Source organism: Oleiphilus sp. HI0117, assembly GCF_001635235.1.
This window is the reverse complement of the sequence record NZ_LWGA01000325.1, coordinates 1-11,590: the sequence shown is the minus strand read 5'-3', so window position 1 is coordinate 11,590 and position 11,590 is coordinate 1. Positions and strand designations below refer to the sequence as shown.

Sequence of the window (11,590 nt, the reverse complement as noted above, 5' to 3'; positions counted from 1 at the left end):
ACCATGTGGTGCAAGAAGTTAAGAAACGTAAACTACCGATGGAACTAGCACTACTACCTTTTGTCGAGAGTGCCTACGATCCTTTCGCATACAGTCATGGCCGTGCTTCAGGCTTATGGCAGTTTATTCCAGGTACCGGGAAGATTTATGGTTTGCATCAAAACTGGTGGTACGATGGACGACGTGACGTATTAGCATCGACTCAAGGAGCTCTCGAATACCTGAGTTACTTAAGTAGACGATTTGACGGCAACTGGCTCCATGCTCTTGCATCTTACAACTCTGGTTCAGGCCGCGTTAGTAAGGCGATAAAGCGCAATAAAAAACTAGGAAAACCCCAAGACTTCTGGTCTTTGAAGCTTCCAAGAGAAACCCGCGCTTACGTCCCTAAACTGCTTGCTCTTGCCAAGATTGTAAAGTCGCCTGAAAAATACAACATTCAATTCCCGAAAATCGCTGATAAACCGTACTTTGAGACAGTTCAAACTGGCGGGCAGATCGATCTTGCCCAGGCAGCTACCCTGGCCGGCATCGATATAAAGGAAATATATAAACTCAACCCAGGATTCAATCAGTGGGCTAGCGCCCCCATGGGGCCTCATCGTTTATTGGTACCTATTGAGAGCGCCAAACAGTTTAAAGCCGCGCTGACTGAGCTACCTCCAGAAAAGAGGCTCAACTGGACTCGCTACAGTATAAAACGCGGTGACTCCTTAATTCGCATAGCAAAGAAATTCAACACAACTCCAGCCTTGATTAAGCAAGTCAATCAGCTGCGCTCTAACACGATCAGAGAGAAACAAAAATTACTTATCCCTGTTGCATCTGAAGGTAAAGCTTATTACAACTTAAGCCAGCATAATCGACTCAAGCGCAAGCAAGACAAAATATCCGGAAGCCAAGGCAGCAAGAAACTACGTTATAAAGTACGCTCTGGAGATACCATGTGGGATATTTCCAGAGCTCACAAAGTAGGCGTTCGCTCTCTAGCCAAGTGGAACGGCATGGCACCCACTGACCCGATTAAGCCAGGTCAGGAATTAATTATCTGGTCACTTAAGGATGTAGGTAAAGCAAGCATGCCGCTACCGTCTTTTAGAGATAAAAGGCAAATGATCAGAAAGATTGGCTATCGAGTAAGAAAAGGTGACTCGCTCGCTCGCATCGCAAGTAAGTTCAGCGTAACGATTAATGACCTAGTAAGCTGGAACAAGCTAAACAAGAAAAAATATCTACAGCCAGGACAGAAGCTAACCATCTACGTAGACATAACAGCTACTTAGGCCCCGTTACCGAGGCTAGAATTTATTTTAACCTAGGAAGCCACCTCTAAAATCATTCAGACAATAAGTACTCACTAAATTCGATAAAGTGGGAAACAGTTACCTTATCTACTGGAATCATAGACTTATCAGCGTCAGCGCTATTTTCACTTAATTCACTCATCATATCTTTCACTCTTTCAAGCGTTTCACGAATCAAGCTGACCATTGAGTCGCGCGGAGATTCAAACACTCCCATTGAATCATTCATCTGATTAAAGTGATTAACCATATCTACAATAGGTTGATACCGCTTTAGGTTTGATAAGTCATTCGTTCGACCTTCTTGTGAACTAGAAGGTGCACCATAAGTTCTTAACTCTTCCGCTACAGTCTTGGACAAGTCTAAGGAAAAGGATGCAATTTCGCTGGAATCAAACCCTACACTCATCGCTGATTCAAATGCATCCTGAAAGCGGTCTTGAAAAAATAATTCCGTTACATTACCTAGCTGCGACAATAGCTCGTTAATTGCCGTAAGCTCCGATTCATCCAGCTCCCCTTCGACACTATATTCAAACGACTTATCGCCGGACACAGCCACGCCTAGAGAGTTTCCCGAAGACTGGTAAATAGAGGCAAATGTATCACTCAAACGAATCGAGACTTTATCGCCATCCCTGGTCGTTAAGGAAAACTCGGTACTATCATGACTTGCATATTTGTACTTGGAAACAGCCTCGAAAGACTCTGGCTTAAGCTGTTGTTCATTGACTTTCTCTGGCGTAAAAAACTCGTAAACATTTAAAGCTTGCTGGGAGGTTTTAGCCTCAGTATCTACAGGAGTGTTAGTCGAAGCCGCAACTTCATTTCTAGCGCTCTGCTTGCTCCCTTCAGCTAAGCCATCTGCAGCACTCAGATGTTTTCCTTCAATATCATCTACCCCCTCATCAACCAAATGTCGAGACTGAGCTATTTCCTCCTCAAGCTTTTCATCCATCAAACCCAATGCGCTGATATCTTCTTTAGCGGATGAAAAGCCCGCCTCAATCCCTTTTCGAGCCTGACTTAATAAGTCACCAATTCTCGACTCATCCGCCCCGTTTCTGAGCTCGCTTTCAATTCGGCGTTCGACAAAACCGAGCACAGTATGAGCCACATCTGATGGAGAAGGCACTTTAAACTCAAACTGAGGTTTTTCGATAGTAATATTGAAACTAAAGTTTGTCTCTATCGAGCGGGAGAAAATTCTCCTTCCACTATCGGTACCGGCTTCTAAAAGCTGAGTTTCAACGCTTGTTTGCATACTTGCACTTAGCTTTGCAGAGCCAGTGCTTTCAGCTATCTTACTGGCATCTAGCGAGCGGTGCCGCGACAGCCCACCATCGTTTAGCTTGTCAATGTTATCTAATGCGTTCATACAAAACCCTCTAAAATCCGGTTGACCTCATAGCTATTACCGTCCGCAAAAAGATTTTCTTTAGGCATTCTTTTATAGAAAAGACATCTAAAGCAAGAATCTGTTATATTCCACGCAATTCACCAACTTAATGCGATTACTATGAATAAATTCCCCGAACCAAGCGACCAATACATGCCCGCCACACTCCTTCGGCGACTTCTTGCGTTTTTTTATGACAGTATCTTATGCATAGCTCTCACCATGACCATCACCATGATCTATATGGCGATTAGCCATAGCCTTATTGGTGCCGAAGAGTACAAGCAAATTAATGAGTCAGGCCAATCGCTTAAGGACCCACTACTATCCTCAACGCTTTTTATTTCCCTATTTCTGTTTTTTGGTTATTTCTGGACTAAAACCGGACAAACCCTTGGAATGCAGGTTTGGCATTTACGCATACAAAATGAGGACAACACATCAATCAGCTGGAACCAAGCCCTTGTCAGGTTCTTTGTCGCCGGAGTTTCCATTGCCGCATTCGGTCTTGGCTACCTTTGGGTATTCATCGATAAGAAAAATCGAACCTGGCAATGCATCGCATCTGAAAGCAAAGTTATACGAATTCCAAAGCGCAGCTAGACTCTAAATAAGTCAAACCAGCTTTCTCAGGTCAAAAAAAAGCTCTCGACATAATCGAGAGCTTTTTAGACAACAAACAAAAAATTAATCGTGAGCAGAGATAATCCAGTTTGTAGTCGACTCCATATCAGTAATAAACAACTGACCGATTGACTCACCAGTATCGCCGAATGAGATAGAGTGGATATCAATATCACCCTTGAAGCGCGTATTGATTGCAATACCATCCACAAAAGGATTACTACCAGCAAGCAGACCATCTATATTTAAAACAGCATCTTTAACTGCATAGATTTCACGAATAGAGTGCGCAAAACTAAATGATGAAGTGCCATCCAAACCTGTCAAATCGCCACGCTCATTGTGAATTTCCATGTCAGAAATCTGAACACCGGCAATATCAATATATACATCCAGATCTGTAATCTTAAAGTAACGACCCCAGTATATTTTGGAGTCAGCCTTACCCGTATTACCACCTAGAGGTCCAGATCCATCAAAGCCGTTACCATTGTTCTCAAGATGTAAGTCATCAGGACCTAAGTAACCCTGGATACCTAATTGACTAATCAAGGTAGTTGTACCAGCAGCACCTTGGTCGGGACCCTGACCATCAGTATCTAGACCAGCAGAACCTAGCTCATAACTTGAACTTGCCAAGCCAATTGCATCGATTTCAAGACGAAAGTCGACAGCATGCTCTAGGACTAGCTCTGCAGTATGAAAATCGTCTAATCCAAATCTACCGTCAGCTCTATACTGATCGATACCGCCTTCTGAAGCCCAGCCATCAGTAAAGTCAAAATGGATTACCAAATCACCATCACCATATGTGCGCTTATCGTCAATTACAGCGTTATCACGAGTTGAGTCAATACCGTTTGCAACACTAACAAACGTCGTATCAGTATTCCCATCATTTACATACATCTGAGCAATATCACGCATATTGGAAAAACCATATGCAAGCTCATTATCACCGTCGGTACCATCACCGGCGATGTCAATCTCAAGCCGTAAGTTGTCAAGCATCGTACCTGCAGAGCCCGTACCATTACCCAACGAGTTACCACCCATACGGATACCTTGAATCAACAAATAGCCTGCATCGTGATATGCGAACTCTCCGATCTCCCACTGACTTTCTACATCAAGAGTAAGACCTGCCTGACCCGTGACGTCTTGTAGACTATCTTCATCAAGCATTTGGACTTCGGCCATCACATTTGATGACAAAGCAGAAACTGCCGTCACCAAAGCCAACCTCTTCAAGCCTTTCATTATTGTATTCTCCTACTTTTTTTATTGTGCCGGCCTTCAGCTCTATTTTAGTCCAATCGGGATATATAGACTTTGTACCGTTAGGCGCCCCTTTCTTTCTTAAATACAGCCCGCATCCATGCATACACAAACCTGTGCCAAGGTCCTACAATCCACCCTTGACCCAAGGACTACTACATACGCATTTTATCCAGTCTAGTTGCTGCTTGAATAATACGCGAATTAACAACCTGGTTCAATCATGGAAAGTCTGTGTGAGACACTGCTCTCACTCCAGCTCAACGTGCCCTTCGCAAAAGGAATATCCCTGCTACCAAACATACCGAAATAGGAATAACAGTCGCATAGATTGGATTAAAACCAAACACAATTGCACTCGGCCCTAACAGGTCTTGTGCATACTTGAACAACAGTCCAACCACTACCCCTGAAAACACCCTAAACCCCATCGTGACAGACCTAAGAGGCCCAAATACGAACGATATTGCCACCAAGACCAATACTGCCGTTGAAATTGGCTGAAACGCTTTCTTCCAAAATGACATCATATAAGCGTCAGAGTTTAAGTCCTGAGCTTCAAGATATTGAGAATAAGTATATAAACCCGATATAGATAAGTCGTCGGATGACACAACCAACACACTAAGCACCGAGGGAGACAAGTCTGTTTGCCAAGTTTTAGTTGGGAAATGATTGACGTAAGTGCGCGCCCCTTTAAAGCTTGTTTCAATAACAGACTCTAACTGCCAAGTACCACGCTGAAAAATAGCACGCTTCGCAAACACACTACTTTCAAGCTGATGATCAGCATCATACCTCTGCAACGACACACCATGAAGCACACCGTTTGATTGCACGGCATTAAAGTGCATAAAAGTATTACCCTCCCGATGCCACACCCCTCTATGACTGGCAACATTTTGCTCTGCCCCCTGGAGAACCGCTCTACGACTCTGAGCTATACCTTCCGTTACAGGAGCAACAAACTCCCCCAAAAACAAACCAATAAGCACAACAACTATTGCAGGCTTCATCGCAAAAAAGACAATCCTTCTGGTCGATACACCCGCTGCACGAATCACCACCAACTCGCTATTTTTGGCAATTGCACCCAAGCCTATCAAGCACCCCATAAACGCCACCAAAGGCAAGTAGTCATATATTCGTCGAGGCAGGGTCGTCAGTACGAACAATGCGGCATCAATAATCCCGTACTGCTCACTCAAATCATTCACTTCCGCCATAAACGCAAACAAAACATCTAACGATAGAACAACCGCCGCAACCAATAGCATGGACGCCGCCACTGTTTGCACAATGTAACGATTAATTCTTCTCATTATTGTTCCCTAGCGCCATATATAATCTGCTAAAAAGCGTTTTCAAAAGTGCCTTATGGTTAATCAAAAATATGCCCTAATATCAGAAATTTGCTGAAGAACGATGCAGTTCATCATTTGGCTTGCTATTCTATGACGATACACGTTTTCAAACCACCTCATTATGTGCTTCAGCACTAATGACCTTCGATACGATAAGAGACAGAAATGAATTACAATATTGTCGATACCGCGATTTCATCACTAAAAGCAGACAGCCTATGCATAGGCCTATACGAAAATCAGACACTATGTGAGCAAGGCAAAGCGCTCGACAAACTTCTTGATGGGCAACTAAGCCAAAGCATATCGCAATTCGACATTGATAGTGATTCAGGAAAAAGCTTCTTCCTACCCCTTCGTAGCGAACACGCTAATAGCGTTATTCTTTTGGGCATGGGAGACAAAAAGAAGTTAAACCTAAGCAGCCTAAACAAGGCCTTCAGCGCATTAGCAAGTCAAGCGAAAAGCGCCAAAGTAAAATCCTTACACTGCTTTTTGGACAATACTATAGATGGCACAGACATTAGCGCCAGACAACTCGCAAACAGTCTCGTTCGCTCAATTTCTGACCAGCATTACACTTTCGATCAGTACAAAAGCAAAAAATCTCCGGCCATCATATTGGAAAACATCAGTGTCGTCTGCTGCACTGCAGACCAACAAGCCTTGAGCGAAGCAACTGTGATCGCTCAAGCTCAGGCGAGAGGCATGGCTACAACCAGAACGCTTGGCAACCTACCCGGAAATGTCTGTACACCTGCTTACCTAGCAGAGCAAGCACTAGCGCTAGCAAGCAGAAGTAATAACTTTGAAGTAAAAGTACTCGAAGAATCTGATATGGAAGCACTAAACATGGGTGCATTTTTATCCGTATCCAAAGGTAGCTCAGAACCAGGAAAAATGATTATCCTTGAGTATAAAGGTGGCAAAGAAGGCGATGCGCCACATATGTTAGTCGGCAAAGGCATCACCTTTGATACCGGAGGAATTAGCTTAAAACCTGGCCCGCAAATGGATGAAATGAAGTATGACATGTGCGGTGCCGCGAGCGTTATCGGTACGATGACTGCAATTGCCGACCTACAACCCAAAATGAATATCGTCTGCATCATTGCAGCGGCTGAAAACATGCCGGCTGGACACGCCTCCAAACCTGGTGATATCGTGACAACAGCTTCGGGTCAAACAGTAGAAATTCTAAACACCGATGCAGAGGGCCGCCTAGTTTTATGTGACGCCCTAACCTACGCCAAAAACTACAAGCCCGCCTCAGTTATCGATATTGCGACACTTACTGGTGCTTGCATTATCGCGCTTGGGCACAGCACCTCTGCCGTGATGGGCAATGACGACACCCTGGTCGATGAGCTTCTGCAGTCAGGCAAAGAGGTAAACGATAAAGCGTGGCAATTACCCATTTGGGATGAGTATCAGGAACAGATCGAAAGCCCCTTTGCCGATATTCAAAATATTGGCGGCAAAGGCGCAGGCAGCATTACCGCTGCATGCTTCTTGTCTAGGTTCACCAAAGAATACAAATGGGCTCACTTGGATATCGCAGGTACAGCTTGGGTATCAGGAGGAAAAGACAAAGGTGCAACAGGTCGTCCGGTTCCTTTGCTACTGAACTATCTGTTAAGCAAAGCGTCTTAAATATCTAGCAAGACTATTGAGTTAATTACGACAGCGACAACAAAAGCATGCCCAGAATAGACCTATACCTCTTAAATGAAGCCAACTTTTCTGAGCAAATTGCTTTTTGTTGCCGTTTAACGGAGAAAGCCCTGCAACAACACAGTCGAATTCATATTCAGACTGTGGACGCTATTCAAAACGAAGCACTAAACAGCGCTTTATGGACTTTCAAACTCGAAAGCTTTATTCCTCATAGTCTCGGTCAAAATGAGTCAGAAAGCAAAACCGCGCCAGTCATCATCGATGACAAACCATTAAAGTCATCACTTCAAAAAGACGATTCTTTGCTCATCCTCCTACGAAAGCAGTTACCCGAGCGCTTGGAAGATTTCAGCCGTTTGTGCTTAATCATTCCGAATATTGAAATCGAAATTCAGGACGCACGTACCTTATACAAGCAACTAAAGAGCCTTGGCCATGAGGTTCATATCCACGATCTACGGAAAGCTTAGGGAAGTCTTTGCTTTTTTAAGCAACTATATTAAGCAAGTCCCTAGCTTCAGCTCGCTCACGCCATGTATAATGTCGGCCATTTTTTATCGTATGCCAAGCGAAAGTCAGGCACTCGACCTCTAGCCATTTTTAACGAGTAAGCATCAACGATTATGGATAAGACCTACCAACCTAGCGAAATAGAACAGTCTTGGTATAAAACCTGGGAAGAAAGCGGCTACTTCAAGCCTTCAAATGAAGGCCAGCCCTACACCATTATGATTCCGCCACCGAATGTCACCGGTAGCTTGCATATGGGACATGCCTTCCAGGACTCTATTATGGATGCCCTAACCCGCTATCACCGCATGAAAGGTCATAACACTTTATGGCAGGTCGGTACCGACCACGCGGGTATCGCAACTCAAATGGTTGTTGAGCGCAAGCTTGCTGCTGAAGAAGGCAAAACTCGCCATGACCTCGGACGTGAAGCCTTTCTCGATAAAATCTGGGATTGGAAAGAAGAGTCCGGTGGCACAATTACCCGTCAGCTTCGTCGTTTAGGTGCTTCTGTCGATTGGGACCATGAACGCTTCACGATGGACGATGGCTTTTACAAAGCCGTTCAGGAAGTATTTGTTCGTTTATACAAAGATGACTTAATCTATCGCGGCAAGCGTTTGGTAAACTGGGATCCTAAGCTTCACACGGCTATTTCAGACCTGGAAGTCGAGAACAAAGACAAAAAAGGCAATATGTGGAACCTTCGCTATCCACTAGCCAATGGTGAAAAAACCTCTGAAGGTAAAAACTACTTAGTCGTCGCAACCACTCGCCCCGAAACCATGCTGGGTGATACAGGCGTTGCAGTCAACCCTGAAGATCCACGTTACAAAGACCTGATCGGTAAGTTTGTAGAATTGCCTCTTGTTGGTCGTTTGATCCCGATTGTGGGTGATGATCATGCCGACATGGAAAAAGGCACTGGTTGTGTAAAAATAACACCTGCGCACGACTTTAACGATAATCTAGTGGGTAAGCGCTGCGGCCTAGCGATGATCAATATCTTCGATATTGATGCTGCCATCCTTAAAGAAGCAGAAGTTTACGACACTGAAGGCCAAGCTTCAGATGCTTTCGATACAGCCCTACCCGCAGAATTTGCTGGCTTGGATCGATTTGAAGCGCGTAAAGCCATCATTGCAAAATTTGAAGAGCTTGGCTTATTAGAAAGTATTGATGATCACAATTTGGTTGCACCCTACGGCGACCGCTCAGGTGTTGTCATCGAACCACTTCTTACAGACCAGTGGTTCGTTCGTGCAGGCCCGCTAGCTGAACCTGCAATACAGGCAGTTGAAGATGGCGAGATTCAGTTTGTTCCCAAGCAATACGAAAACATGTACTTTTCCTGGATGCGCGACATTCAGGACTGGTGTATCTCTCGCCAGCTTTGGTGGGGACACAGAATCCCGGCTTGGTACGATGCTGAAGGTAATGTTTACGTTGGCCGCACTGAAGAAGAAGTACGTACTGAAAACAATATTGATGCTTCAGTTGAACTGTCTCAAGACGAAGACGTTCTCGACACCTGGTTCTCTTCAGCACTCTGGACTTTCGGCACACTAGGTTGGCCAGAAGCAACGGAAAGGTTGAAGACCTTCCACCCAACAGATGTTTTGGTAACGGGCTTCGATATTATTTTCTTCTGGGTTGCCCGCATGATCATGATGACCATGCACTTTATGAAAGATGAAAACGGTAAAGCCCAGGTTCCGTTCAAATATGTATACGTAACAGGCCTTATTCGAGACGAGCATGGTGACAAAATGTCCAAGTCGAAGGGTAACGTACTCGACCCGCTCGATATGATTGACGGCATCGACCTTGAATCTCTGGTTGAAAAACGCTGCGGTAATATGATGCAGCCCCAGCTTGCTCAAAAAATTGAGAAGCGCACGCGCAAGACCTTTGAAGACGGTATCTCTGCACACGGGACCGATGCACTTCGTTTTACCCTATTCTCACTGGCTTCGACGGGTCGTGATATCAACTGGGACATGAAACGCCTAGAAGGCTACAGAAACTTCTGTAACAAGATCTGGAACGCTGCACGTTATGTGCTCATGAATACTGAAGATCAGGACTGTGCTCAGAATTCTGACGATTATCAATTATCTTTAGCTGACAAATGGATCATCTCGCGCCTTCAGCAAACCGAAGCATCCATTGAAAAATCTATTGGTGAGTTCCGTCTAGATATGGCCTCACACACTTTGTATGACTTCATCTGGAATGAGTATTGTGATTGGTACCTGGAGCTTTCCAAGCCGATTCTAAACAGTGACGACAGCGACGAAGCGCTTAAGCGTGGCACACGCCGCACACTGGTACGAGTACTTGAAGCTGTACTAAGAATGGCTCACCCCTTTATCCCTTATATCACAGAGGAAATCTGGCAGCGTGTTGCTCCCTTGGCCGGTCAGTCTGGCGCAACCATTATGACTCAGCCTTACCCTGAAGCAGATGAGTCGAAAGTCGATGAAAAAGCACTGGGTGACGTTGAGTGGCTAAAAGGTGTCATCGTCGCAATACGAAACATTCGTGGTGAGATGGATATCTCTCCTGCCAAGGCAATTCCCGTTCTACTGCGTAACGGCAATAATGAAGATCAGCGCCGCTTCCAGGAAAACGAAGGCTTTGTTAAGTCACTCGCCAAGCTCGAGTCAATGAGCTGGTTAAATGACGAAGAAGCGCCTATGAGTTCAACTCAGTTAGTCGGCTCTATGGAAGTCTTGGTACCAATGGCCGGTTTGATCAACCTTGATGCCGAGATAGCTCGACTCAATAAAGAAATCGATAAGGCGGAGAAAGAAATTAAGCGCCTTTCTGGCAAACTGAACAATGAGAAGTTCGTAAGCAATGCGCCAAAAGACGTTGTAGAGAAAGAGCAGGCTAAGCTGGAAGACGCGCAAAGTAGCCAAGCCAAGCTGGCTGAACAGCTCGAAAAAATCAAGGCCATGTAATTGGCCTTGAAGCTACACATAATGGGTGCCGGTGCAATGGGCTGTCTTTGGGCAGCTCATCTGCACTGCGGATTTTCAGGGGCCTCTGGCCCGCATGTTAGCTTTATTGATAAGCGAGCATACTCAAACCTGTCTATGCGCAAGGAACTTTCCTTCTCTATTAGCAGCCCCTTCCTGGCTCACATTCCAGAAAATACCCAACTAAGCTTTAGGCTAGAACAAACACCGCAAACAATCGATTGCCTACTTGTGTGCACCAAAAGCTTCGATGCCCTTCCCGGCCTTAAAAAGCTTGGTGAAGCCATCACAGATAAAACCCTATTAGTGTTATTCCAAAATGGCCTGGGTAGCCAATACGACATTCTAGAAGCCTTTCCTGATAACCCTATTTTCGCCGCCGTCACGACTGAAGGCGCTAATCGGGTTTCTTCAAATCAAATTGTCCATGCAGGCTCCGGCCTTACGCGC

Annotated in this window: 9 protein-coding genes; 6 read left to right on the top strand and 3 right to left on the bottom strand. The window is 45.0% G+C overall.

Annotation, left to right across the window (positions count from 1 at the left end; translation table 11 throughout):
- Window positions 1–1,283 (top strand): LysM peptidoglycan-binding domain-containing protein (locus tag A3757_RS04045; RefSeq protein ID WP_082872054.1); only part of this gene is annotated, 1,283 nt, incomplete at its 5' end.
- A 52-nt stretch (window positions 1,284–1,335) separates the two neighbouring features.
- Here the strand turns inward: A3757_RS04045 and A3757_RS04040 are convergent.
- A complete protein-coding gene (locus tag A3757_RS04040; protein ID WP_068507828.1) occupies window positions 1,336–2,682 on the bottom strand; it encodes a DUF5610 domain-containing protein in 1,347 nt (448 codons plus the stop codon).
- A 141-nt stretch (window positions 2,683–2,823) separates the two neighbouring features.
- On the opposite strand from A3757_RS04040, the gene A3757_RS04035 reads away from it, so the two are divergent.
- A complete protein-coding gene (locus tag A3757_RS04035; protein WP_068552993.1) occupies window positions 2,824–3,306 on the top strand; it encodes an RDD family protein in 483 nt (160 codons plus the stop codon).
- 84 nt (window positions 3,307–3,390) lie between these two features.
- Here A3757_RS04035 and A3757_RS04030 read toward each other — a convergent pair whose 3' ends face one another.
- Together A3757_RS04030 and lptG are read right to left on the bottom strand one after the other, a co-directional pair.
- Window positions 3,391–4,587, bottom strand: coding sequence for a DUF6160 family protein (locus tag A3757_RS04030; RefSeq protein ID WP_068552994.1), 1,197 nt, complete (start codon window positions 4,585–4,587; stop codon window positions 3,391–3,393).
- A gap of 278 nt (window positions 4,588–4,865) precedes the next feature.
- Window positions 4,866–5,927: an LPS export ABC transporter permease LptG gene (gene lptG, locus A3757_RS04025; protein WP_068552995.1), complete on the bottom strand. Its 1,062-nt coding sequence runs from the start codon at window positions 5,925–5,927 to the stop codon at window positions 4,866–4,868.
- Window positions 5,928–6,134: 207 nt separating this feature from the next.
- On the opposite strand from lptG, the gene A3757_RS04020 reads away from it, so the two are divergent.
- The 4 genes from A3757_RS04020 to A3757_RS04005 all read left to right on the top strand — a co-directional run.
- Window positions 6,135–7,622, top strand: a complete 1,488-nt coding sequence (locus A3757_RS04020) for a leucyl aminopeptidase (protein ID WP_068507834.1) — start codon at window positions 6,135–6,137, stop codon at window positions 7,620–7,622.
- Window positions 7,623–7,669: 47 nt separating this feature from the next.
- Entirely contained in the window at window positions 7,670–8,116 is a 447-nt protein-coding gene (locus A3757_RS04015) for a DNA polymerase III subunit chi (protein ID WP_068507836.1), read from the top strand.
- Between the two features lie 153 nt (window positions 8,117–8,269).
- Entirely contained in the window at window positions 8,270–11,122 is a 2,853-nt protein-coding gene (locus tag A3757_RS04010; RefSeq protein WP_068552996.1) for a valine--tRNA ligase, read from the top strand.
- Window positions 11,123–11,128: 6 nt separating this feature from the next.
- On the top strand, window positions 11,129–11,590 hold a 462-nt coding region (locus A3757_RS04005; protein WP_231878212.1), incomplete at its 3' end, for a 2-dehydropantoate 2-reductase.

What these genes read in the sequence shown, in the direction of transcription:
- A3757_RS04020 (WP_068507834.1), top strand. Translation starts at nt 6,135, where the DNA reads ATGAATTACAATATTGTCGATACCGCGATTTCATCACTAAAAGCAGAC.
- A3757_RS04010 (WP_068552996.1), top strand. Translation starts at nt 8,270, where the DNA reads ATGGATAAGACCTACCAACCTAGCGAAATAGAACAGTCTTGGTATAAA.
- A3757_RS04030 (WP_068552994.1), bottom strand. Translation starts at nt 4,587, where the DNA reads ATGAAAGGCTTGAAGAGGTTGGCTTTGGTGACGGCAGTTTCTGCTTTG.
- A3757_RS04015 (WP_068507836.1), top strand. Translation starts at nt 7,670, where the DNA reads ATGCCCAGAATAGACCTATACCTCTTAAATGAAGCCAACTTTTCTGAG.
- A3757_RS04035 (WP_068552993.1), top strand. Translation starts at nt 2,824, where the DNA reads ATGAATAAATTCCCCGAACCAAGCGACCAATACATGCCCGCCACACTC.
- lptG (WP_068552995.1), bottom strand. Translation starts at nt 5,927, where the DNA reads ATGAGAAGAATTAATCGTTACATTGTGCAAACAGTGGCGGCGTCCATG.
- A3757_RS04040 (WP_068507828.1), bottom strand. Translation starts at nt 2,682, where the DNA reads ATGAACGCATTAGATAACATTGACAAGCTAAACGATGGTGGGCTGTCG.